Here is a 22,904-nt window from a genome sequence, read left to right on the forward strand (position 1 = left end):
CGAGATTCGATATCTGTCGATAAATAGGTTATGACATGGTGCCCCCGACCCGTTCTCACACCCCGGTTTTCGCGGGACTGCAGAGTTAGATTCATATAGGGACCGGCTGATTGGCTTTGTATGCCGGTTACAGCAGGTCAGATACTGGTCCAACTCCTCAATGGTATATCCATAGGCCTGTCGATCGCGTTGATCGCTGCGGGCCTGACACTCATATTCGGTGTGATGGACATCGTCAACTTCGCCCACGGTGAGTTCTACATGCTCGGCGCGTACGGGACCATCGTGGTGCTGCCGTTCATCGGGAACTTCTGGATCGGACTCGCCCTCGTCGCGATCGGTGTCGGACTGTTCGGGGCGGCGCTCGAACGGCTGACGCTCAAGCCGATCCGTGAACGGGATCCGCTCCAGTCACTCATCGTCACGTTCGGGTTCATTCTGATACTCCAACAGCTCATTTTGGAGATCTTCGGAGGCTCGCCCCGAGGAATGCCGACGCCGATCAGCGGTACGATCAACGTCGCAGGTATCACGTACCCGTGGGTTCGGATCGTCGCGATCGTCGGGGCGACGGTCGTACTCGGGGCGCTCTTCGCGTTCCTCTCGAAGACCCGACTCGGGATCCACATGCGCGCTTCCGCACAGGACCTCGACGCGGCCCGAACGCTCGGCGTCCGATCCGACCGCGTCTTCTCGATGAGTTTCGCGATCAGTACCGCGCTGGCCGCGATCGCGGCCGGGTTCATGGCACCCATCCGCGGCGTCGCTCCGACGATGGGCGTCGGCGTCATCATCGACGCGTTCATCGTCGTCATCGTCGGCGGACTGGGAAGCGTGATCGGGGCGATCGTGGCGGCACTGATAATCGGTCTCACGCAGTCGATGACCGTGCTCGTGTTGCCCCCGTACATGTCTCAGATCATCGCGCTGGGACTTTTGGTTATCGTGTTGCTTGTCAAACCGACCGGTCTCTTCGGACAGTGATACCATGTCAATGAAAAAACGACTCTCGGCGAACGTTGCAGCGGTGAAGGAAAACCCCCAGCGGCTCGCGGTCTACCTGCTCCTCGGCGTGTTCTTCGTCTTCGTGGTGCCAGCCATCCTTCCGGAGTCCCGGATCAACCTCCTGAACCGGATGCTCATCTGGGGGCTGTTCGCGATGGCGTACGATTTCATGTACGGATACAGTGGGATGGTGAGTTTCGGTCACGCCGCCCTGTTCGGCCTCGGCGCGTACTCCGTGGCGATTCCGCTTCGCGAGTTCGGCGAAGTCAGTATCTGGGCGCTGCTGATACTGGCGATGTTGGTCTCCAGCGTGTACGCGCTCGTCGTGGGGACGATCGCGATCCGAACGCGCGAGGTCTACTTCGCGATCTTGACGCTCGCGTTCGCCGAAATGATCTACATTCTCGTGATCAACTTCACGAGCCTCACGGGTGGTTTCGACGGTATGACCATCCTCCTGCCACAGCTGACCGTCATCCCCGGCGTCATGGAAGTCTCGCTGTACGAGGCGGGCACGTACTACTACATGATCATCGCATTGGTCGCGGGATCGTACTTCACCCTCCGTCGACTGGCGAACTCGCCGATGGGGACGATTTTGCGCGGCGTTCGCGAGAACATCGAACGACTGGAGTACATCGGCATCGACGAACGACGCTACCGGATCGCGGCGTTCAGTATCTCCGGTGCGATCTCCGGACTCGCGGGTGCGCTGTACGCGATCGACCTGAGCTTCATCGGCGCCGAGGCCCTGGAGGTCATCGTCTCCGGTGAGGTCATCGTCTGGACGATCCTGGGCGGCAAGGGGACGCTGGTCGGCCCGCTGTTCGGCGGTGCGGCCGTCTACGCCATCGAGGAGATCGCAAGCGGCATCATCACGTGGTGGCTGATCCCCGTCGGGATCCTCTTCATCCTCGTCGTGATCTTCCTGCCGGACGGTGTGGCGGGACTGGTCAAGATCGGGCTCGAACGTATCCGAAACACCGACGCCTAAACCGGCGTGTGGTCGCCGAACCCCTCGTTTTGTGTCGCCGGTCGGCGATCCATGCATGTAGTTTTATATCGCTCCCCCTCATCCGGGAGAGACATGAGCGCGGTACTGCGCACGGAAGGCTTGACAAAGGAGTTCGGCGGACTCACCGCGGTCGAGGACGTTGACTTCGAACTCGAGGAGAACGAACTCCACTGCATTATCGGCCCGAACGGGGCTGGAAAAACGACGTTTTTTAATCTAATTACGGGCGGCCTCAAACCGACCGACGGTGCCGTCTACCTCAGTGGCGAGAACATCGTCGGAAAGGAACCGAAAGAAATCGTCAAACAGGGGCTCGCCCGTTCGTTCCAGATCTCACAGCTGTTCAACGGTCTCACCGTCATGGAGAACATCCGCCTCGCGCTGTTGGGTGCCAGAGAGCGTGACTCGGTATTCAAATTCCTGTTTTCGAACATCGAAAACGACGAGGAGCTGAAACAGGAGGCGTACGATATCGTCGAACGTGTCAGACTCGGAGACGAAGCCGACAAGGAAGTCAGTTCCCTCGCCCACGGAAAGAAGCGAAACCTGGAGATCGGCGTCGCACTGAGTACGGGAGCGGACGTGTTGCTCCTGGACGAACCCGCGGCCGGGCTGACGACGGCCGAGACCGAAGAACTGATGGACCTCATTCGGGAGCTCGGCGAGAACCGGACGATCCTGCTCGTCGAACACGATATGAACCTCGTGATGGGACTGGCCGAGACCATCACCGTTCTGCACAACGGTCGCGTGCTCGCGCAGGGGTCGCCCGAGACGATTCAGAGCGACGAAACTGTCAAGGAGGTGTATCTCGGTGAGTAATCAGTTCCTCGACGTCAACTCGATCAACACGTACTACGGGGACGCACACGTCATCCACGATCTCTCGCTGGAAGTCGGGGAAGGCGAAGTCGTCGGCCTCGTGGGTCGAAACGGTGCCGGGAAGACGACGACGCTCAAATCGATCATCGGTCTCGAACCGCCCCGAACAGGAACGATCTCGTTCAAAGACGAACAGATCAGCGGGATGGCTCCCGAGGACATCTACCGGAAGGGGATCGGCTACATCGCGGAGGATCGAAGCATCTTCCCGAAGCTCACGGTCCGTGAGAACCTGATCGTCGGATTGGCGTCGGGACAGGACCCCGAGTTCGACGAGATCTTCGAGTACTTCCCACGGCTCGAAGAGCGACTGGGGCAGAAGGCCGGAACCCTCTCGGGTGGCGAACAGCAGATGCTCGCGATCGGTCGAGTCCTGGTTTCGGACCCGGAGGTCCTGTTGATCGACGAGCCAACGGAGGGACTCATGCCCACACTCGTCGATAAGATCTCCGAGGTCGTCACCCAACTCAACGAGGACGGACAGACGATCCTCCTCGTCGAGCAGAACATCGATCTCGTCCTCGACAACGCCGATCGGGTCTACGTGATGAGCCACGGTGAGAGACAGTTCACCGGAACGCCCGAGGAACTGCGCGCGAACGAAGAGATCATCGACAAGCACCTGGCGGTGTAGGCCTCGCTCGCGGCGCGATCAGGGGATCGATCGTCCTGGTGTTTTCGGAATATAAGCGGAGTTCGCCTGCCGACGGATCGATCGATCGAGGCCGTGTCTCAGTATTATTTTCACGGTATCGGCCCTTTTTGCGAAATGTTTAAGCATAGTTAATGACTAAAGTGGTACGATGCGTCCTACAAACCGTCGAACATTCTTGAAAGGAGCAGGCGCGGCAGGGGCGATTACCCTGGCCGGCTGCACTGGAAACGGTGATGGCAATGGTAACGGCAACGGTGGTAACGGCGGTGGCAATGGTAACGGCAACGGCAACGGCAACGGCGGCGGCGACGGCGGTGACACCATCCACGTCGGCTTCATCGAAGCGCTGACCGGACCGTTCGCCGCGCCCGGCGAACGGCGTCTATGGGGGACGGAAGCGGCCGTCGACATGGTAAACGAGGAAGGCGGTATCAACGGTCGACAGATCGAACTGCACGTCGAGGACTCCGAGGCCGACCCCGGTGTCGCGACGACGAAGGTTCAGCGGCTGATCCAAAACGAAAACATCGAACTCCTCTGTGGGACGTTCTCGAGCAGTGTTTGCCTGGCGCTCGCACCGCTCGCGGCCCGAAACGAGCTTCCCTACTCCGGCGGCTACTGTGCGACCGACCGGCTGACCGGTGAGGACTGCACCCCGTTCTCGTTCCGCGGCACGCGGAACAACCCGCCGATGCAGTGGGCGGGTCTCGGCCCGTACCTCACGGACGAGGGCTGGGAATCCGCTTCGATGCTGTACGCCGACTACGCGTGGGGCCAATCCGAGCTCGAGTTCTTCCAGCAGTACTTCGGTGACGTCGGCGGCGGAGAGATTCTGAGCGAGGTCGCGGTTCCGGCCGGGACCTCCGACTTCAGCCAGTACCTGACGAACGTCGACACCGACGCGGATGTCATGGTGTTCATCCAGGCCGGTGGCGACTCGATCAACCTCCTGCAGGACGTCGGCTCATTCGGTCTGCAGGACGAGTTCGACCGCATCGTCACCGTCGGTGCCGGTGTCGGTGAGTTCCTCGAAGAGGGTGGTGTCGACGAGGAGGTCGCCGACTCGCTGTACGGCATCAACTACTATCCGAAGGTGCTCAGCGGTCCCCTCGACAACGACGCGAACCGCGAGTTCCACGAGATCTACTCGGAGTACGCCGAGGAACCCGCCCCGACTCGAGCGAGTTCGACGGGTTGGGAGGCTATCTGGCTGTTCAAGGCGATCGCCGAAGAGATCGACTACACCGGCCCGAGCCAGTCGCGGGACTTCGTCGACACGTGGCGCGGCTTCGAGATGGAAGGGTCGCTGCAGTTCCCGCAGGGTGATAAGTACTACCGAGAGGACAACCAGTGTATGCTGGAGCAGTACATCTTCGACAACGACGGCTTCACCGAGGAGATCGTCGGCACGATCCCGATCTCCGTCGGCGAGGAGACCGAGATCACCTGCGACACGAGCGGCTTCTAACCGAAGCGACACCACCCGTTATCCACTATTTTTCCACCGCATAGCCCGGCGGCCACGCCGACGAAGCAAGAGTTTTAGTCCGTCCTCGCCGAGCATCCCGTATGCGACCCGATCGCTGGTCCGAGCAGCTACACGAACAGTTCACCGAGGCGGGACACTGGGTCGACCGGACGCTTCTCGAGTACGTCGAGGCGGCCGTCGAGACGAGGCCGGATCGACCCGCCATCGTCGACAAGCGTGGAACGTACACCTACGCGGAGATGGTCGAGGCCGCCGACGAACTCGCCCAAGGGCTCGCCGCGCTCGGGGTCGGCCCCGACGACGTGATCGCCTCGCAGATCCCGAACCGCGCGGAAGGGGCGATCCTCCACCTCGCCGCGCTCAAACTGGGTGCGGTGTACAACCCGATCGTCTCGATCTACCGCGAAAGCGAGGTCAACTACATGATCGAGAAGTTGGAGACTACGGTCTATGCGGCCCCAGCCGAGTTCAGCGGCTTCGAGTACGTCGAGATGGGAGTGGAGTTGGCCGACGAACACGACTCGCTCGAACAGGTCGTAAGCGTCGGCGGCGAGGTCGAGGACGACCGCGTGAGGAGTTTCGAATCGATCCGGGCGCGGGGGGTCGACGCTGATTCAATCGCGGCGTCAGATGCGCTGGGACCGAACGACCTCGCGCTCATCCAGTTCACGTCGGGGACGACCGGTCAGCCGAAAGCGGCGATGCACACCGAGAACACGCTTTTGGCCTCACAGAACGGCCAGATCGATCGACTCGATCTCGAATCGGACGACGTCATCTTCACCCCCTCACCGATCGGCCACCTCACCGGGATCCAACACGGCTACCGACTCGCGTTCATGCTCGGAACGACCTGCGTCTTCCAGGAGAAGTGGGGCGCCGAAACCGGACTCGAGTGGATCGAAGCGGAGTCTTGTACGTACATGGCCGGCGCGACCCCGTTCGTCAGGGACCTCTCGTTGTACGACGATCTCGACTCGTACGACACGTCGAGCCTCCGTCGCATCATGACCGCCGGCGCGCCGTGTCCCGCGGAGGTCGTCCGACAGGCCCACGAGAACTTCGAGAACGTCACCGTCTGTCGCGGCTGGGGACAGACCGAGAACACGCTTCCGACCGTCAATTCGCCGGACGCGCCCGCGGAGAAACTGGAGACGACGGACGGGAAACCCTACGGTGGCATGGAAGTCCGAATCCGAAAGCCCGGCGAGTTGGAGGATGCGCTGCCGGGCGAGGAGGGCGAACTGCAGGTTCGCGGGCCGTTCCTCTTTTTAGGCTATCTCGAAGACCCCGAACGCACCGCCGCCTCGTTCACTGAAGACGAGTGGTTCAAAACGGGCGATAAGGCGATCGTCGACGACGGCGGCCACGTGACGATCAAGGGTCGCATCAAGGACATCATCATCCGCGGCGGGGAGAACATCCCGGTGCGGGAGATCGAGGAGTACCTCCACGAGCATCCGAAGGTCGCCGACGGCGCGATCGTCGCGATGCCGGACGAACGGCTGCAAGAACGCGGCTGTGCGTACGTCATCTCGGCGGATCACGACGATCCGCTGACCTTCGACGAGATGGTCGAGTACCTCGAATCGAAGGGTATCGCGATGCAGAAACTCCCCGAACGGCTCGAAGTGGTCGACGAACTCCCGATGACTGCGAGCGGCAAGGTTCAGCGGTACAAACTCCGCGAGGACATCGCCGACAAACTGGGTGTCGATCCGGTCGTCCGGTAGCCGAGCGACCGACGGCAGAGCGCCAGCGAGCACGGCAGGACAGCGACTTTATTATCTGGAGGTCCCAATCCGTAGGTATGACGGTTCCACTCGACTCAGAGTACCGTGCCGTACGACGGACAGCGCGCGATTTCGCCGAAAACGAGCTTCGACCGATCGTCGACGAATGGGAGGACAAAGGCGAGTTCCCGAAGGAGGTCCTGAAGGGCCTCGCGGAGTACGACATGCGCGGCGCACAGGTCGATTTCGAGTACGGCGGCGGCGGCATGGACATGCTGAGTCACGCCGTCGTCATGGAGGAGATCTCGAAGGTGTGGCCCTCGGCCGGCATGAAACTCGACGAGGGGCTGCTGCGGTTCATTCGGCTTTTCGGCACCGACGAGCAAAAACAGCGGTGGCTTCCGGGGTTGTGTTCGGGCGAACTGGTCGACGCCATCTCGCTGTCGGAACCCGCAAACGGCTCCGATCTGGCCGGCATCTCCTCGACCGCCGAGCGCGACGGCGACGGCTACGTCCTCAACGGCAACAAGATGTGGGTAACGGGAGCGGGTGCAGCCGATCTGGTCGCGGTGTTGGTAAAGACCGACCCCGGCGAGCGCCACCGAGGCATGAGCGTCTTCGTCGTCCCAACCGGCAGCGAGGGATTCGACGTACAGGAACCGGAGGATCTGATGGGGTATCGGGCGTCGAACACCCACGAGGTCGTGTTGAACGACGTGTTCGTCCCCGAGGAGAACCTCTTGGGGGAGGAGAACAGGGGATTCTATCACACCATGGAGATGCTCGAGGAGAACCGGATCGCCGTCGCCGCACGCGGACTCGGCGTCGCGGCCGGTGCCTTCGAGGCGGCGAAACGGTACGTCGACGAGCGTGAGCAGTTCGGGCAGAAGATCTCCGAGTTCCAGGCCATCCGCCACAAGATCGCAGACATGGCACTCGAAGTCGAGAACTGCAAACACCTCGTCTACAACGCCGCGCGACTGTGCGACGCTGGTGAGCCCTGCGAGACCGAGGCGTCGATGGCGAAACTGTACACCTCCGAGGCGGCCCGCAGAGTATCGAACCAGGCGGTCCAGGTCCACGGTGGCTACGGCTACACGCGCGATTTTCCCGTAGAGATGCTGTACCGCGACGCCAAGGGACTCGAGATCTACGAGGGAACGAGCGAGATCCAGCGGAACATCCTCGCGGACAAAGTGCTCGATTGAGCGGACCGACGGGATCACGAGTCGACCCGTTTTCGGCGACCGAGCATCGGGTTATATGAGATTCCATGGAGTAGCCTCGGCCATGTCCATCCGATCAGCGACCGAGGCGGTATCGACGGGTCCGACCGATGACGAGGAGGGGGGGAAGCGATGACGATCGCGGATCTCGGAATCACGGCCGATCTGAACGGACAGGTCGCGGCGGTCGTCGGCGGCACAACCGGTATCGGGCGGGCGATATCGGAGGCGCTCTCGGAGGCCGGTGCCGACGTCGTCCCGACGAGTCGAACGGAATCGAGCGTCCGCGAGGCCGCCGAAGCCGTCGACTGTGACGTCGTCTGCCCGACGGACGTGACCGACAGAGAGAGCGTCGAGGAGTTCTTCGAGCGCGTCGAGGGCGAAGTCGGCCCGATCAATATTTTGATCAACAGCGCGGGCGTCATTCAGGAGGCCCAGCCGGTTTCGGCCCTCACTGACGAGGAGTGGGAACTGATCCTCGATACGAACCTCTACGGCGTGTTCGTCGGCTCGCAGTTGATTCCCGAGTACATGCCCGACGAGGGCAACCGCGCGATCTTGAACATCAGTTCGATGAACGGGGACCAAGCGGTAAAGGGACTGACGGCGTACGTCGCGAGCAAGTTCGGGGTGAAGGGGCTCACGCAGAACTTCGCGCTCGAGTACGCAGGTGACGACATCCGCGTGAACGCGATCGGTCCCGGTTACGTCGAGACCCGACAGAACGAGGAGGCGCTGAACGACCCCGACACCAAAGCGGCGATCCACGGTCGGACGCCGCTGTCACGCTATGCGAACCTCGACGAGGTCGCCGTGAGCGCGTTGTATCTGGTCTCGCCGGCCGCATCGTTCATCACAGGCGAGACGCTGCTGATCGACGGCGGCTTCAGTCTGAAGTAGGGACGCTCTCGCCGCTTTTCGCGAAGAAACGACATCGGTGATTCGTGAGACCGCTCAGAGCGGGGTGCCGTCGAAGATCGGCTCCGGATCGGTACGTCGGGTCGAATCGCAGACGCGGATCCTCCCGTCGCCGCGAACGAAAACCTTCCACCTGTCCATCGTAAAACCGAGAACTACGTCCGTAGCCCCGTCGTGGGTACCGAAGAGATTGTTGAGCGCGTCGGGGTCGACGAACTCGTACAGCGGCGGAAGGTCGAGCGGATCGACACCGGCGGCGGTTGCGACCGCGTCGACGATGACCTCCGATGGCGGTCGGTTGTCCGCTTCGCCGTACTCCATGTCGAGAACCGGCGTGCAGCCACGATAAACGAGCCGATCTGCCGTCGTCATATCCCACAATAGCGGGGGTTGATTTAAGTGAGTACCGTTTGCGTCGCGTGAGTAGAAAACGTATTCATCAGTGGTTTTGAGGCACATACGGACTCGTGAGACGTTCCTACCGGCGAACGTCTCGCTCGCGGACAGCTCACAGGGATCGACAACGTCCGGCCTAGCGAGGTCTTAATTACCCATCGCACAAAAGAGGCGATCGATGACACGACTACCATTGGAGGGCGTTCGCGTGTTGGATCTCACGCGGTTGCTGCCCGGTCCGTACGCGACCCAACTTCTCGGCGATCTCGGCGCGGACGTGATCAAGATCGAAGAGCCCCGAATGGGCGATTACTACCGCGAGGAGGAGCCGAAACTCGCCGACGGCAACAGCCGAATCTTCGCGATGCTCAACCGCAACAAACGAAGCCTCGCGCTCGATCTGAAGGACGAGCGCGGCCACGAGGCGTTCATGCAACTCGCCGAGACCGCCGACGTGATCGTCGAGGGGTTCCGACCGGGGGTCGTTGGTCGACTGAACATCGACTACGAGTCCGTCAGCGAGCGCAACGAATCGATCGTCTACTGCTCGCTATCTGGGTACGGACAGAACGGCCCCTACGAACAGTGGGCCGGCCACGACGTGAACTACATCGGGATCGGCGGGTTGCTCCACATGACCGGCGAACCCGACGAGGATCCGGTCATCCCCGGCATGCCGGTGGCCGACTTCGCGGGCGGGATGATGACGACGATCGCCGCCATGGTCGGGCTTCGAAGCGCCGAGGCGACCGGGGAGGGCGAGTACTTCGACCTCGCCATGACCGACATCATCGTCTCGTGGCTCACGCTGTACGCCCCCCACGTCTTCGACGACGCTTCCACGCCGCCCGAGCGAGGCGGGACGATGCCAGCCGGAAAGTACCCCTGCTACGCCGTGTACGCGACCGCCGATGGTGGTCACGTCACGCTCGGCGCGATGGAGTACAAGTTCTGGGAGGCAACCTGCGAGGAACTCGGATTAGACGAGTACGCGAACCCCGACGACCACTTCCCCGAGGGGAAGCGGAGCGCCGAGATTCGCTCGACGTTGGCCGAGACGTTCGCCGAACGGAGCCGCGAGGAGTGGCTCGATCGGCTCGACCCCGAGGCGATCCCGGTCGCCCCGGTGAACGACGTCGGCGAGGTCTGGGAGGACCCACAGATCCGACACCGCGAGATGGTGACGCAGATGGATACCGAGGACGGGTCGGTCCCGGTCGTCAACACGCCGATCCGGCCCGAGGGCGACTACGACTACGTTCGCTCGGAGCACCCGGGACTGGGCGAACAGTCGGCGGAGCTGCTCGCGGAGTTGGACATCGACGGCGAGACGATCGAGTCGATGTTCGAAGACGGCGTGACGACCGAGCCGGATCAATAGCCGATTCGGCGCGGGAGACCGACGGACGAGAGCGGTAGAGGTGGCTTTTTATCGTCGCCGGCTAACCCCTGGGTATGGTTAACGCCACATTCAGCGTCGCAGACGGTATCGGACGCGTTCTGATCGAACGCGAGGAAGCGCTCAACTCGATCGACCTCGAGACGAAGGAGGCGATCATCGAGACCCTGTCCGACTACGAGGACGACGAGGACGTGCGGGCGGTCCTCTTCGAAACCGCTGGCGACCGAGCGTTCACGGCGGGCGGCGATCTCAAGGAAGTCGTGGATCTCGAGTACGAACTCGAACCGTTCACCGAGAGTTGGGATCGATTGTTCACGCGAATGGTCACCCTCGATACGCCGACGGTCGCCAAGGTCGACGGATTCACCTTCGGCGGCGGCTTCGATCTCATCTTGCACACGGATATAGTCGTTGCGGCTGAGGAGGCACAGATCGGCCAGCCCGAGGTCAACCTCGGCATTGTCAACCACTTCAGCCCCGCCTTGCTGCCGGGAACCGTCGGGCTGAACAAGACGCTCGATCTGCTTTTAACCGGGGAACCGATCACCGGAAAGCGGGCCGCCGAACTCGGACTCGTCGCCCGCGCCGTCCCGGCCGACGACCTCGACGAGGAGGTCGAGTCAGTGCTCTCGGTGCTGAAATCACACAGTCCGGAGATCCTCTCGCGGATCAAATCCGTCGTCTACCAGGGCACGGAGATGTCGCCGTCGGCCGCGCTGACCCACGCCGAACGCGTCGCCCACGAGACCGGCGATGGGCCGTGGATGCGCGAGGGCGTCGAGGCGCAACTCGAAAAGCGCGATCCCGAGTGGGCCTACGATGGGGAGTAACCCGGCGACTGCGCCCGGATTCGACCATCGGAATAGTCAAGTACGAACATATCACCATACACAGACACACACCCGCACATGAACGTCCCCAACGTCACCCCGTCCTGTCTGGACCGCGCGGAGGAGTACTACTCGGACGTGATCGGCGTCGTGGCCGACGACGGCACCGAGTACACCTACGGCGAACTCACGGAGCGCGTCGATCGTCTCTCGAACGCCCTCGCCGAGTTGGGCGTCGAGCAGGGCGACCGGGTCGCGGCGGTCAGCCCGAACACCCACTGGTACATCGAGACGGTGTTCGCGACCCAACAGCTCGGCGCCATCGTCGCACCGCTGAACTACCGACTCGTCCCGGACGACTACGAGTACCTGCTCTCCGATAGCGGCGCGACGGTCGCCGTGGTGGATTACGAGTACGCCGACCTGATCGCTGACATCCGCGAGGACGTGCCGACCGACGCCTTCGTCTGCTACGAGGCGGACCGAGCGGAGGGCGAGTGGCTCGACTACGAGACGCTTCTCGCAGAGCACGATCCGGAGCAGCCCGACCGCCCCGACATCGAGGAGACCGACCCGGCGGCGATCAACTACACCTCGGGGACGACCGGCGATCCGAAGGGGGTCGTTCGGTCGCATCGGACCGACTTCCTGAACGCCGTCAACCACGCGTACAACGCCGATTTCAAGGACGACGGCGTGTACCTCTGGACGCTCCCGATGTTCCACGTCCACGGCTGGGGTGCGCTGTATATGGTCACCGGTACGGGCGGGACCCACGTCTGTCTGCGGAGTTTCTCCGCGGAGAAAGCCTTCGATCGAATCCGGGAATACGACGTCTCGTATCTGTCGGGCGCGCCGACTGTGCTGAATCGGTTGCTCGAATACAACCGCGAGAGGGACGATCTGATCACGTCGGGTGCGAACCCGGTGACGATCTCGACCGCGGGTGCACCCCCGCCGGCCGCGACTATCGAGGCCGTCGAGGACGACTTCGGCTGGGAACTGTTCCACTTCTTCGGCCACACGGAATCGGGGCCGTACACGACGAGCCACTCGCCCAGACGGATCGCCGAGAAGGGCCGAATGAAAATCAAACCGAAACAGGGGATCCCGGCCATGGGCAACTACATGCGCGTCGTCGACGAAAGTGGCGAGGACGTCCCCCGCGACGACGAAACGATGGGTGAAGTCATCCTGAAGGGTAACCTCGTTTTCGATCGCTACTGGAACAAACCCGAGGAGACCGAGCAGGCGTTCTCCGAGCGAGTCGAGGGGTGGTTCCACAGCGGCGATCTCGGCACGGTCGACGAGAACGGCTTCGTGACCATCAAAGACCGCAAGAAGGACGTTATCATCTCCGGCGGCGAGAACATCTCCTCGATCGAGATCGAGGACGCGATCTACGATCTCGACGGCGTCTCGAAGGCGACAGTCATTCCTGTCCCGCACGACGAGTGGGGAGAGACGCCGAAGGCGCTCGTCGTCCTCCAGCCGGGAGCCGAACTGACAGAAAAGGACGTGATCGCCCACTGTAAGTCGGTGCTCGCGAGCTACAAAGCGCCCACCGCGATCGAGTTCGTCGACGAACTGCCGACGACGGCGACCGGAAAAGTGCAAAAACACGTCCTGAGACAGCGCGAGTGGGACGACGAGGACCGCATGATCGGCGGCGGGTAATCGCGACGGCTCGGTTTCGATCGACTGCGTGGGAATCCGAGTATTGATGATCCTCCGTATTTAAGCCCGTGCGCCGAAAACACACGGTCGATGACTGAAACAGACGATCTGGTCGACCTCGTCGTCTCGACCGACGATCTCGACTCGGAGCTCACGGAGCGATCGATCCGCGCCGTGCGCGATTGGATCGGCGTCGCGACCCGCGGCTCGGACGGCGACACGGGGGATGTTTTACGGGCGTATTCGGCGTCGTCGCCCGCCGACGGAAGCGCAACGACGTTCGATGGGACGGTCGCGGGTCCCGAGCGCGCGTGTCTGCTCAACGGCGCGTTCGGCCACACGCTCGATTTCGACGACACGTTCTCGACGTTCCCGCTCCATCCGACGACGGTCGTCGCTCCGGCGGCGCTGTCGGCCGGTGAACTGACCGACGCCGACGGCGAGACGTTCCTCCGCGGGTACGCGGTCGGCGTCGAGGTGCTGTACCGCGTCGGCAAGAGCGTCTTTCCGACGCAGTACGGCCGGGGATTTCACAGCACCGCGGCGGTCGGACCGATCGGCGCGGCGGCAGCGGCAGCAGTCGTCTTCGGTCTCGACGACGGCGAGCTCCGGAACGCGATCGGAATCGCGGCCTCCTCGGCTGGGGGACTGCGGAAGAACTTCGGAACGACGACGAAGCCGCTACACGCGGGCTTCGCCGCGAGTGCCGGGCTCAGGGCCGTGTTACTCGCGCGCAAGGGCGCGACGGCACACCCGAACGCGCTCGGGGGCCAAAGCGGCTATGGGGAGGCGATGGCCGGCGAGGCGTTCGATCCGTCCGAACTCGAAGGCGACGAGTTGTCCGGCGTCCCCGACATCGCGTTGAAGCTCTTCGCCTCTGCGCATATCACGCACGGCTCGATGGAGGCGCTGCGGCGGTTGCGCGAACGCGAGGGATTGACGCCCGAGAGCGTCGTGTCGATGACCGCGACGATGCACCCGGGCGGCCGCGAGGTGTTGATCCACAGCGACCCGGGCGACGCGCTCGAGGCGAAGTTCTCCATCGAGTTCTGTCTCGCCGCCGTGTTACGGTCCGGACAGGCCGGGCTCGGGGAGTTCACCGACGGGTACGTCACGGACCCCGAGACGCGAGACGCGATGGAAACCGTCGACGCGGTCTACGACGAGACGGCGGTCGAGGGGCTCGGGCGGTACGGCGGTCGGGTGACCGTCGAGACGACCGACGGCGAGACGTTCGAGGCGGCCGCCGCCGCCCCCGGAAGCCCAGAAAACCCCGCGAGCGAGTCGCGACTCAGGGACAAGTTCGAAAGCTGCGTCGCGCCGACGAACGTCGACGCCGAGCCGTTGGCGGCGGCGATCGAGGGACTCGCGGACGGCGGGAGCGTTTCGGATGTTCTCGACGCGGTATGACTCGGATCGATCAGTCGTCAGACGGTTCGATCCACTGCTGTACGAACTTGTAGACCTCGCTCATATCGGCGTCTCCGCCCAGGTCGGCCTTGGCGTAGCTGATCATATTCGCGACGGTGTCGCCGAGTAAGACGGGGGCGTCCGATTCGGCGGCAAACTGCGAGAACAGCCGGATGTCCTTGTGCATGAGGGCCATCGAGAAGCCGAGATCGTAGCGACCGGGAATAATCTGGTTCGGGAACTTGTCCTCGACGGCGGCGTTTCGGCCGGTCGATCGGCTGAAGATGTCGACCATCGTCTCTGGATCGAGCCCCGCGCGCTCGCCCAGCGCGACCGCCTCGGACGCGCCGACCATACCGAGAAACGAGAGGTAGTTGTTCAGGAGTTTCACGACGTTACCGTCGCCCGGTGAATCACCCACGTGGTACCGATTGGGGGCGTACGCCGAGAACAACTCCTCGCACGCCTCGTAGGCTGCGGGATCGCCGCCGACCATCGTCGTGAGCGTTCCGTCTCGCGCTCCCGAAGCACCGCCGGAGACGGGCGCACCGAGGACAGTTACCTCCCGATCTGCGAGCGTTGCCGCGATGTCCTCGGTCGTCCCCGGCGTCGAGGTGGTCGTGTCGACGAGAATTGCTCCGGCCTTGATTCCGGCCTCGACGCCGTCGTCGCCCAGCACGACCGCCCGCACGATCTCCGGCGTCGGTAACGAGAGGAAGACGACCTCGCTGTGAGTCGCCACGTCCGCCGGACCCTCCCCGACGGCAGCCCCGGCGTCTTCGAGGGCCGCGCGAGCGTCCGGATCGAGGTCGTAAACCGTCAGATCGTGGCCCGCGTCCAGCAGGTGGTTCGCCATCGGTCCGCCCATGTTTCCGAGTCCGATAAAGCCGACTGAAACCATACCACACCAACGTCAGGGGATCGTATGATCCTTTGGATGGGTGTCCATCCGGGAGGCGTGTGAGGGCCGAATTTAATAGCCCCCGGACGGAAGCGCGGTTATGGTAAAATCCGACACACCGTACGTCGATCTGGAACATCGCGGCTCCGTCGCGATCGTGACGATCGATCGACCGGATCGGCTCAACGCGTATTCACCCTCCATGGCGGCGGCGATCGCCGACCTCTTCGACGATCTCGACGCCGACTCGAACACCAGGGCGGCGGTGTTCGCCGGCACGGGCGAGCGCGCCTTCTGTGCGGGGATGGACATCGAGACGTACCTCGAGTTGAGCGACGAGGAGGGGGTCGGCTCGGTCGACACGCTGCTTGAATCGACCCACGAGACCCACCGGATCGTGAAGACGATTCGTGCGGTCGAGCTACCGGTCGTCGCCGCCGTCTCCGGATACGCCTTCGGCGGCGGGATGGATCTCGCCTTGGCCTGTGACTTCCGGGTCGTCGGCCGGGACGCCCAACTCGCCCAACAGTACGTCAACGTCGGGTTGGTCCCCGACGCCGGCTGTTATCTCCTGCCCCGGTTGATCGGCGAGGCGCGCGCCAAGGAGCTGATCATGACCGGCGATCCGATCGGCGGCGAGGAGGCGGCGGAACTCGGATTGGCGCGTGAGGCGATCGACGGCGACGACGAAGCGGTGCTGTCCGCCGCGCTCGAGTTCGCAGAACGCCTCGCCGAGGGCCCGACCGTCGCCATCGGCACCGCAAAGCGGATGATAAACGAGTCCTTCGAGGTGTCGATCGAGACGGCGCTCGCGCACGCGATCGACGGCGAACGGATCTGCCACGAGACGCGCGACCACCACGAGGGGATTCAGGCGTTCGACGAGAAGCGCGAGGCGGAGTTCGTCGGAGAGTGACCGAACGGTGAACCGGAACCGACGGACGGGGGGACGTCGTGAGCGGTAGCGCTCGGACTCGTTTCGGCGCGATCGGCGGGCCGCACGGGGTCTTGCTCGGAACGTTTCTCCTGTCACTATTCGTGTCGTCACTGCAGATCATGCCGGCGAGCGTGCTGACGCTCATTATGGACGATCTCGGGATCGGTCCGACACGGGCCAGTTGGCTCGTGAGTCTCACGTTGCTTTCGCCTGCGATCATGGCGTTGCCGGTCGGACTCTCGCTCGACCGGCTGGACAACCGCGTGATCCTACTGATCGGAACGGTGCTCGTCGCCGTGTCTGGCATCTGGAGCTGGCAGACGGCACTCAGCGGCGCCTACACCGAACTGTTGGCCTCCCGGCTGCTGACCGGCGTCGGGATCGCCATGACGTGGACTGCGGGTGCGACCATCGTCAGTGGAGCGTTCGCCGGGGGGCGCGCTGCGACGGCGACCGGGATTTACACCGCGAGCGCGCCGCTCGGGTACGTCGTCGGGCAAGCGGTCCCGCCGTTCGTCGCCGAGTACTGGAACTGGGAGGCGAACTTCGGGCTGTTCGCCGTCGCGGTGGCTGCGTCGTTCGCCCTCTTCGGGATCGTTGGGTACCGGACCGCGTCGGTTGCGGAAGCCGGAGCCACACCGCGTCTCAGTGATTTCAGACACGTCTTCACCCACCGCGGCGTGTGGATCGTCGCGCTCATGTCCTTCGTCGCCTACTCGTTGAACCTCTTTTTCAACAGTTGGATGCCGACGTATCTCTCGGCCGAGCTCGGCTTCAGTATCGCGGAATCCGGCGTTCTCGTCGCCCTGTTCCCAGCGATGGGCGTGTTGGCGCGGACGAGCGGCGGCGTCATCTCCGATCGGTGGCTCAACGGCCGACGACGGCCCGTTCCGCTCGGAGCGTTCCTCGTGACGGTGGTGCTCGTCGTCGTCGTCTCGGTTGCCCAAACCCCGCCCGTGCTAGCTGCGCTCATGGTGCTTTCGGGGTACTTCGTCCAACTCGGGATCGGTCTCTTTTACACCCACGTTCGGGAACTCGTCGATGACTTCGTCGCCGGGAGCGCCATCGCCGTGCTGACCATGGCGTCGTTCACAGGCGGGTTCAGCGCGCCGGCGATCGCCGGCTGGCTCATCGAACGGACGGGGGCGTACCTGCCGACCTTCGGCTACGCGTTCGGGTTGGCCGTCCTCGGCGTCGGGTTGGCGTTGGTCGTCCCGGAGCCGGACCGGGCGTAGCGCCTACAATCGACCGACGAATCGTGCTTGCGCCCCGTCGCCGTTTCTGATCTTCAGTGGGAAGGCGTAGATCTCGAGTCGCTCGCCCGCGACGGCGTCGAGGCCGCCGAGGTGTTCGGCGATCAACACGTCGTTTTCGAGCAGCGTCCGGTGGACCGGATACGCCGTCCACCCCTCCTCGCGGAACGGGCTGGCGAGATCGGGCGTGATCGTATCGAGGCCCATCAACTCGACGTCGCGCTCGACGAGGTACTCCGCAGCCTCCGTCGACAGCCACGGATGGGGGTCGTAGTCGTCGTCGCCGTACTTGTGACACCAGCCGGTGTAGACGAGGACTATGTCTCCGTGCTCGACATCGCCGGGAGCCGTTTTGAACTGCTCCAGCGTGATCTCGGTCGGGTGCTCGCGGGAGACGTCGACGACCACACCCTCGCCCGCGAACGTCTCCAGCGGCAGTTCGTCGATCGTCTTTCCCCCGGGAACGAAGTGTTTCGGCGCGTCTATGTGTGTCCCGACGTGGGTGACCGCGGTGAACTGCGTGACGTTGAACGTGTCCTCCTCGACGCAGCTGAGCGTCTCGAACGCCGGCGAGGGGTGAACGACCGAGTGCGGCATCCCCTCGTAGAAGTCCTGTGAGAGATCGTACCACTGTGACATACCCTAACGACGTTCTGGACGGCAGATAAACCTTCCTCCGACGCCGTCATTCGTGCGGCCAAAGAGGTATTACGTGGGGCGGCGAGACGACGATATGGCGACGGCACTATCCGAAGAGTGGTTACGGGCCGCGGCACCGCGGGTCAACGACAGCAGCGGGTTCGGACGCATCTCCGACGCGTTCGAAGCGACGATCGTGTTCGGCGTCAACGGTGCGGACACGGCCGCGACGTTCTCCGACGGTCAGATGACCGTCCTCGGCGACCCCGAGTACGAGACGTGGGACATCGCGATGCGCGCACCCGAGGGGACGTGGCGAAAGATGCTCGCGGAGACGCCGCCGCCGAGACACCACGACCTGATCGGCGCGTGGCTGCAGGCGGATCTGGTCATCGAAGGGGACCTTCGGCTCGCGATGCGACACCTTCGCCCGCTGAAGCGGGTGTTCGCTGTCTTCGGGGAGGTCGAGAACTGATGAGCGATCACGATCCCGGCGCGATCCGCGAACACGGGACCGAAGAGCCGATCGAAGGGGGATACGTCTGGATCGACGTGGACGACAGCCCTCACCGCATCTACTACGAACGGGCGGGATCCGGTGATCGGCCGCTCGTCTGTCTGCACACCGCGGGTGCCGATTCCAGACAGTGGCGACACGTCCTGAACGATCCCGAGATTTTGGATCGGTTCACGGTCTACGCGTTCGACCTCCCGTGGCACGGGCGGTCGTTCCCGCCGATGGACGAGGAAACGGACTGGCGCGACGACACGTACCGGCTGACGACGGAGGCGTACGCCGACCACATCGTCGCCGTCGTCGGAACGCTCGGTATCGAGGAACCGGACCCGGTGGTCCTCGGCTGTTCGATGGGCGGGGCGATCGTACTCGAACTCGCCTACGCGCACGCCGATCGGTTCCGTGGCGTCGTCGGCGTCGAGTCGACCGCGTTCGCCCCGAAGCGCGATCTGGGGTATCTCGGCGATCCTTCGATCAACGCCGAGGTGGTCCGCGGCGAGTGGGCGGAGGGTCTACAGGCCCCGAACAGCCCTGATCGGTTCACACGGGAGAGTTGGTGGGTGTACGCACAGGGCGGCCCGGGCGTCTACACGGGTGATCTTCACTTCTATGCGACCGACTGGGACGGCCGCGAGAAGATCACCGAGATCGACACCGACACCTGTTCGGTACACCTGCTCACCGGGGAGTACGACTACTCCGCGCTCCCGGAAGACACCCGATCAATCGGCGAGAAAATCGACGGCGCGGCCGTCGAGATCATGGACGGACTGGGTCACTTTCCGATGGTCGAAAACCCCGCGGAGTTCCGGAAGTACCTGCTGCCCGCGCTCGAGTCGATCGCCGGGGAGTAAACCGATCGAAATCCCGATTCGTCACTCGTCGCTCCAGAGCTCGCTCACGCCGACGGCCTCGCCGCCCTCCCAGACGTAGAATCCCTCGCCGGACTTCTTGCCGGTCTCGCCGGCTCGAACCTTCTGTTTGAGTATCTGCGGCGGCCGGAACCGATCGCCGAGTTCCTCGGAGAGGTACTCGAGGATGTCGAGTCGAACGTCCAACCCGACCACGTCGGTGAGCTTCAGCGGTCCCACCGGGTGGTTGTAGCCGATTTCCATCACGGTGTCGATGGCCTCGGGCGAGGCGACGCCCTGTTCGACCATCCGCATCGCCTCGACGCCGAGCGTGACGCCGAGTCGCGACGACGCGAAGCCTGGGAAGTCGCGGACGACGGCCGACTCTTTGTCCATCTCCTCGATGAACGCCGTCGCGGTCGCGAGCGTTTCGTCGTCGGTTTGGGCCGCGACGACGAGCTCGACGAGAGGCATGATGTGGACGGGATTGAAAAAGTGGATACCGAGGGCGCGCTCGGGGCGATCGAGTACCGACGCGATCTCGGTCACCGAAAGCGACGACGTGTTCGTCGCGATTATCGCGTCGTCGTCGACGATCGCCTCCACGTCGGAGAACGTGTCGCGTTTGAGTTCCATCCGTTCGGGGACGGCCTCGATGACGAGGTCCGCACCGCCACAGGCTTCTTCGAGGTCCGTCGTGCCCGAAAGCCGGTCGAGCGTTGCCTCCACCGTCTCCTGCTCGACGCCGTGTTCGAGCCCAGCCTCGAGGTTCGCCTCGATCTGTTCGAGTCCGTTCTCGACGAATTCGGATTCGATGTCGTAGAGAACGACCTCGTGGCCGGCCATCGCGCTGACTTGGCCGATGCCGTGACCCATGGTCCCGGCACCGAGAACTGCGATCTGCATACGTCCCGATACTTTCCGTGCGGGGACAAAACCCTTTTCGTCGACGACCCGTGATTGGTCGAGGTCGCCGATCAATACCCCTCGTAGGACTCGTCGACGTGCTCGTCGGCTTCGATCAACTGGTCGCGTTCAAAGAGTTTCGCGACGGCGACGGCGTCCTCCTCGCCGTATCCCTCGGAGACCGCCTTCGTGTACAACTGGTGGATAAGCGCCGTGACCGGCATCGAGTGGTCGATGTCGGAACCGGCCTCGAGGGCCAACCCGAGGTCCTTTCGCGCGAAGGAGACGGTAAAGCGGGGCTCGAAGTTCCGATTCAACACACACGGCATCCGCTTTTCGAACTGGTTCGACGACCCGCCGGCGTTCCGGAGCGCCTCGAAGATTCGGTCGCCTTCGAGGCCGCGCGCCGCGCCGAGCGACGCCGCCTCCATCGCCAACAGGAGGTTCCCCATCGACATCGTGTTGTTGAGCAGTTTCGTGGTGTGCCCGGCACCAACGTCGCCGACGTGAAACGATTTCTTCGAGATGGCGTCGAGCACCGGTCTCGCCGGCGGCGAGTCGATCACGCTCGCGTCACCGCCGATGAAAAGCGTTAGCGTCCCCGACGCAGCACCCTCTGGGCCACCCGAAACCGGCGCGTCGACCAGCGTCACCCCCAGCGTCGCGACCTCCTCGGCGAGCGCTTCCGTCGTCGCCGGATCGATCGTGCTGGCCTCGATCGCCACGAGGTCGTCGGCTCCCGCCGCGATTCCGCCCTCGCCGAGGTAGCTTTCGCGGACGATCTCGGAGTTCGGCAGCGACGTGACAACGACGTCGCTTTGGCCCGCGAGTTCGGCGGCGCTCCCGTCGATCGTGACGCCCCGCTCGGCGGCCCCCTCGCGGGCTTCGGGAACGACGTCGTATCCGCGAACGTCGACCCCCGATTCGACGAGATGGCCGGCCATCCCACCGCCCATCCGACCCAGACCGACGACTCCAACGGTCAGTTCTGACATGGCCTCGATTGCTCACCGTCGATGATAAACGTTCGCCTGCAACTCGGCGGAGCCCGAGCAGGTCGAGAGATCAGAGCAGATCGGAGAGCAGTTCGCGGGCGTCGTCGGCGTCCATGGAACGAGGGTTGGCGCGGAGATGCCGCTGGGAGGCCAGCGAGGCTTCGGCGAGTTCGTCGAGATCGGCGACCGTCGCGCCGAACGCCGTGAGGTCGCCGTCGAAGCCGACATCGTCGCGCAGTGATCGGACGCCGGCGACGAACGTCGCGGCGCGGTGTCGCCTGGAGCCGGACGCGTCGTACAGCCGGTCGCCGAGGGATGCGAACCGATCGAGCGCCGCGGGCGCGTTGTACTCGAGCACCGCCGGCATGACGGTAGCAATGGCTTCGGCGTGCGGGACGTGACACGTCGCGCCGACGCCGTAGGCGACCGAGTGAATCGCCGACTTCCCGCCGTTGACGCGACCCAACATCGCCAGCGTCGCGGCCATCGACATCCCGACGCGTGCCTCCGGCGCGTCGTCGCCGCGGAAGGTGGCGTCCCGGAGATGAGTCTCGACCAGTTCCATCGCCCGCAGACAGAGCGCGTCGGCGAGTTCGTTCGAATCGGTCGAGATGTACGATCCGACCGCGTGGGCGAAGGCGTCGAGGCCGGTACCGGCCGTCAACCGAGGCGGTAGGTGCATCGAGAGGTCGGGGTCGACGAGCGCGACGTCCGCGAACAGCGCTGGATCGATGAGTCCGCGCTTTTCGCCGTCGTCGTCGAACAGGACGGCAGCGGGCGACACCTCGCTGCCGGTCCCCGACGTCGTCGGCAGGAGGATCGTCGGCGCGCTGTCGACGAGCGGGTCGGCCGATTCGAGCAACCCGACGAGCGATCGGCCGGAACCGACGACGGCCGCCGCCGCTTTCGTCACGTCCATGGGGCTCCCACCGCCCAACCCGACGAGCGCGTCTTGATCGTCTGCCGCTTCGGCGGCGGCCTGAGCGACCGAAACCGCTGGATCGGACTCGATCCCGTCGAAGATCTCGACCTCGATCCCCGCGGTTTCGAGCGAGTCGACGACCGGCTCTGCCAGTCCCGCGGCTCGAACGCCGGAGTCGGTTACGAGCAAGGCTCGGTCACCGAACTGTGCGGCGCATTCGCCGGCTTCTGCGACCCGTCCGCGGCCGAATCGGAGCGCTTCCGGACCGCGGAGGTCGAACGACTGGTCGAGTAGTGACATATGTTTCGGTGGGGTCCAGAGGATCATAGCGATTACTGTCGGAGG

22 protein-coding genes are annotated in these 22,904 nt (G+C 63.8%); 16 read left to right on the top strand and 6 right to left on the bottom strand.

The features are described from left to right. Positions 1-120: 120 nt before the first annotated feature. From R6U53_RS13105 to R6U53_RS13140, 8 genes are all read left to right on the top strand, one after another. On the top strand, positions 121-984 hold the full coding sequence (locus R6U53_RS13105) for a branched-chain amino acid ABC transporter permease (protein ID WP_410322817.1): 864 nt from the start codon (positions 121-123) through the stop codon (positions 982-984). 4 nt (positions 985-988) lie between these two features. Beyond that, a complete protein-coding gene (locus tag R6U53_RS13110; protein WP_410322818.1) occupies positions 989-1,999 on the top strand; it encodes a branched-chain amino acid ABC transporter permease in 1,011 nt (336 codons plus the stop codon). Between the two features lie 93 nt (positions 2,000-2,092). Beyond that, positions 2,093-2,842 (top strand): ABC transporter ATP-binding protein, encoded by a 750-nt coding sequence (locus R6U53_RS13115; protein ID WP_410322819.1) that lies wholly within the window; start codon positions 2,093-2,095, stop codon positions 2,840-2,842. Beyond that, on the top strand, positions 2,835-3,536 hold the full coding sequence (locus tag R6U53_RS13120; RefSeq protein WP_410322820.1) for an ABC transporter ATP-binding protein: 702 nt from the start codon (positions 2,835-2,837) through the stop codon (positions 3,534-3,536). The genes R6U53_RS13115 and R6U53_RS13120 overlap by 8 nt, the downstream gene beginning before the upstream one ends. Positions 3,537-3,705: 169 nt before the next feature. Beyond that, entirely contained in the window at positions 3,706-5,025 is a 1,320-nt protein-coding gene (locus tag R6U53_RS13125; RefSeq protein ID WP_410322821.1) for an ABC transporter substrate-binding protein, read from the top strand. A gap of 101 nt (positions 5,026-5,126) precedes the next feature. Then, positions 5,127-6,779 (top strand): AMP-binding protein, encoded by a 1,653-nt coding sequence (locus tag R6U53_RS13130; protein ID WP_410322822.1) that lies wholly within the window; start codon positions 5,127-5,129, stop codon positions 6,777-6,779. A gap of 77 nt (positions 6,780-6,856) precedes the next feature. Further along, positions 6,857-7,987, top strand: coding sequence for an acyl-CoA dehydrogenase family protein (locus R6U53_RS13135; RefSeq protein ID WP_410322823.1), 1,131 nt, complete (start codon positions 6,857-6,859; stop codon positions 7,985-7,987). A 150-nt stretch (positions 7,988-8,137) separates the two neighbouring features. After that, positions 8,138-8,905 carry an SDR family NAD(P)-dependent oxidoreductase gene (locus R6U53_RS13140; protein WP_410322824.1) on the top strand — a complete coding sequence of 256 codons (768 nt, stop codon included), beginning with the start codon at positions 8,138-8,140 and terminating at the stop codon, positions 8,903-8,905. Positions 8,906-8,959: 54 nt separating this feature from the next. Here R6U53_RS13140 and R6U53_RS13145 read toward each other — a convergent pair whose 3' ends face one another. Continuing rightward, positions 8,960-9,295 carry a HalOD1 output domain-containing protein gene (locus R6U53_RS13145; RefSeq protein ID WP_410322825.1) on the bottom strand — a complete coding sequence of 112 codons (336 nt, stop codon included), beginning with the start codon at positions 9,293-9,295 and terminating at the stop codon, positions 8,960-8,962. Positions 9,296-9,497: 202 nt separating this feature from the next. Here R6U53_RS13145 and R6U53_RS13150 point away from each other — a divergent pair, with 202 nt between their 5' ends. From R6U53_RS13150 to R6U53_RS13165, 4 genes are all read left to right on the top strand, one after another. Beyond that, positions 9,498-10,700, top strand: coding sequence for a CaiB/BaiF CoA transferase family protein (locus tag R6U53_RS13150; protein ID WP_410322826.1), 1,203 nt, complete (start codon positions 9,498-9,500; stop codon positions 10,698-10,700). A 74-nt stretch (positions 10,701-10,774) separates the two neighbouring features. Continuing rightward, positions 10,775-11,551, top strand: coding sequence for an enoyl-CoA hydratase/isomerase family protein (locus R6U53_RS13155; protein WP_410322827.1), 777 nt, complete (start codon positions 10,775-10,777; stop codon positions 11,549-11,551). 78 nt (positions 11,552-11,629) lie between these two features. Then, on the top strand, positions 11,630-13,228 hold the full coding sequence (locus R6U53_RS13160; RefSeq protein ID WP_410322828.1) for a long-chain-fatty-acid--CoA ligase: 1,599 nt from the start codon (positions 11,630-11,632) through the stop codon (positions 13,226-13,228). Positions 13,229-13,318: 90 nt separating this feature from the next. Beyond that, positions 13,319-14,638 (top strand): MmgE/PrpD family protein, encoded by a 1,320-nt coding sequence (locus R6U53_RS13165; protein ID WP_410322829.1) that lies wholly within the window; start codon positions 13,319-13,321, stop codon positions 14,636-14,638. Positions 14,639-14,648: 10 nt separating this feature from the next. On the opposite strand, the gene R6U53_RS13170 is transcribed toward R6U53_RS13165, so the two are convergent. Next, positions 14,649-15,539, bottom strand: a complete 891-nt coding sequence (locus R6U53_RS13170) for an NAD(P)-dependent oxidoreductase (RefSeq protein ID WP_410322830.1) — start codon at positions 15,537-15,539, stop codon at positions 14,649-14,651. A 100-nt stretch (positions 15,540-15,639) separates the two neighbouring features. Here R6U53_RS13170 and R6U53_RS13175 point away from each other — a divergent pair, with 100 nt between their 5' ends. Further along, the gene (locus tag R6U53_RS13175; RefSeq protein WP_410322831.1) at positions 15,640-16,455 is read left to right on the top strand and encodes an enoyl-CoA hydratase/isomerase family protein; all 816 of its coding nucleotides are present in this window, start codon (positions 15,640-15,642) and stop codon (positions 16,453-16,455) included. 38 nt (positions 16,456-16,493) lie between these two features. Next, positions 16,494-17,711, top strand: coding sequence for an MFS transporter (locus R6U53_RS13180; protein WP_410322832.1), 1,218 nt, complete (start codon positions 16,494-16,496; stop codon positions 17,709-17,711). Between the two features lie 3 nt (positions 17,712-17,714). On the opposite strand, the gene R6U53_RS13185 is transcribed toward R6U53_RS13180, so the two are convergent. Further along, complete coding sequence (locus R6U53_RS13185) at positions 17,715-18,368, bottom strand: cyclase family protein (protein ID WP_410322833.1); 654 nt, start codon at positions 18,366-18,368, stop codon at positions 17,715-17,717. Between the two features lie 94 nt (positions 18,369-18,462). Between R6U53_RS13185 and R6U53_RS13190 the strand changes: the two genes are divergently transcribed. Together R6U53_RS13190 and R6U53_RS13195 are read left to right on the top strand one after the other, a co-directional pair. Then, positions 18,463-18,843, top strand: a complete 381-nt coding sequence (locus R6U53_RS13190) for an SCP2 sterol-binding domain-containing protein (protein WP_410322834.1) — start codon at positions 18,463-18,465, stop codon at positions 18,841-18,843. After that, entirely contained in the window at positions 18,843-19,739 is an 897-nt protein-coding gene (locus R6U53_RS13195; RefSeq protein ID WP_410322835.1) for an alpha/beta fold hydrolase, read from the top strand. The genes R6U53_RS13190 and R6U53_RS13195 overlap by 1 nt, the downstream gene beginning before the upstream one ends. A 21-nt stretch (positions 19,740-19,760) precedes the next feature. Here the strand turns inward: R6U53_RS13195 and R6U53_RS13200 are convergent, their stop codons facing one another. The 3 genes from R6U53_RS13200 to R6U53_RS13210 all read right to left on the bottom strand — a co-directional run bounded on the left by R6U53_RS13200 (position 19,761) and on the right by R6U53_RS13210 (position 22,859). Continuing rightward, positions 19,761-20,642: a 3-hydroxyacyl-CoA dehydrogenase family protein gene (locus R6U53_RS13200; RefSeq protein WP_410322836.1), complete on the bottom strand. Its 882-nt coding sequence runs from the start codon at positions 20,640-20,642 to the stop codon at positions 19,761-19,763. Positions 20,643-20,713: 71 nt separating this feature from the next. After that, positions 20,714-21,637 (bottom strand): NAD(P)-dependent oxidoreductase, encoded by a 924-nt coding sequence (locus tag R6U53_RS13205; RefSeq protein ID WP_410322837.1) that lies wholly within the window; start codon positions 21,635-21,637, stop codon positions 20,714-20,716. Between the two features lie 70 nt (positions 21,638-21,707). Beyond that, a complete protein-coding gene (locus tag R6U53_RS13210; RefSeq protein ID WP_410322838.1) occupies positions 21,708-22,859 on the bottom strand; it encodes an iron-containing alcohol dehydrogenase family protein in 1,152 nt (383 codons plus the stop codon). Positions 22,860-22,904 lie beyond the last annotated feature (45 nt).

The sequence above is a fragment of the Natronomonas sp. genome (assembly GCF_046483325.1).
Lineage (GTDB): Archaea > Halobacteriota > Halobacteria > Halobacteriales > Haloarculaceae > Natronomonas.

Coding starts and splice junctions, on each gene's coding strand:
- R6U53_RS13160 (WP_410322828.1), top strand. CDS start 11,630: ATGAACGTCCCCAACGTCACCCCGTCCTGTCTGGACCGCGCGGAGGAG.
- R6U53_RS13170 (WP_410322830.1), bottom strand. CDS start 15,539: ATGGTTTCAGTCGGCTTTATCGGACTCGGAAACATGGGCGGACCGATG.
- R6U53_RS13135 (WP_410322823.1), top strand. CDS start 6,857: ATGACGGTTCCACTCGACTCAGAGTACCGTGCCGTACGACGGACAGCG.
- R6U53_RS13190 (WP_410322834.1), top strand. CDS start 18,463: ATGGCGACGGCACTATCCGAAGAGTGGTTACGGGCCGCGGCACCGCGG.
- R6U53_RS13145 (WP_410322825.1), bottom strand. CDS start 9,295: ATGACGACGGCAGATCGGCTCGTTTATCGTGGCTGCACGCCGGTTCTC.
- R6U53_RS13195 (WP_410322835.1), top strand. CDS start 18,843: ATGAGCGATCACGATCCCGGCGCGATCCGCGAACACGGGACCGAAGAG.
- R6U53_RS13210 (WP_410322838.1), bottom strand. CDS start 22,859: ATGTCACTACTCGACCAGTCGTTCGACCTCCGCGGTCCGGAAGCGCTC.
- R6U53_RS13125 (WP_410322821.1), top strand. CDS start 3,706: ATGCGTCCTACAAACCGTCGAACATTCTTGAAAGGAGCAGGCGCGGCA.
- R6U53_RS13130 (WP_410322822.1), top strand. CDS start 5,127: ATGCGACCCGATCGCTGGTCCGAGCAGCTACACGAACAGTTCACCGAG.
- R6U53_RS13175 (WP_410322831.1), top strand. CDS start 15,640: ATGGTAAAATCCGACACACCGTACGTCGATCTGGAACATCGCGGCTCC.
- R6U53_RS13155 (WP_410322827.1), top strand. CDS start 10,775: ATGGTTAACGCCACATTCAGCGTCGCAGACGGTATCGGACGCGTTCTG.
- R6U53_RS13165 (WP_410322829.1), top strand. CDS start 13,319: ATGACTGAAACAGACGATCTGGTCGACCTCGTCGTCTCGACCGACGAT.
- R6U53_RS13140 (WP_410322824.1), top strand. CDS start 8,138: ATGACGATCGCGGATCTCGGAATCACGGCCGATCTGAACGGACAGGTC.
- R6U53_RS13110 (WP_410322818.1), top strand. CDS start 989: ATGTCAATGAAAAAACGACTCTCGGCGAACGTTGCAGCGGTGAAGGAA.
- R6U53_RS13205 (WP_410322837.1), bottom strand. CDS start 21,637: ATGTCAGAACTGACCGTTGGAGTCGTCGGTCTGGGTCGGATGGGCGGT.
- R6U53_RS13200 (WP_410322836.1), bottom strand. CDS start 20,642: ATGCAGATCGCAGTTCTCGGTGCCGGGACCATGGGTCACGGCATCGGC.
- R6U53_RS13185 (WP_410322833.1), bottom strand. CDS start 18,368: ATGTCACAGTGGTACGATCTCTCACAGGACTTCTACGAGGGGATGCCG.
- R6U53_RS13150 (WP_410322826.1), top strand. CDS start 9,498: ATGACACGACTACCATTGGAGGGCGTTCGCGTGTTGGATCTCACGCGG.
- R6U53_RS13115 (WP_410322819.1), top strand. CDS start 2,093: ATGAGCGCGGTACTGCGCACGGAAGGCTTGACAAAGGAGTTCGGCGGA.
- R6U53_RS13105 (WP_410322817.1), top strand. CDS start 121: ATGCCGGTTACAGCAGGTCAGATACTGGTCCAACTCCTCAATGGTATA.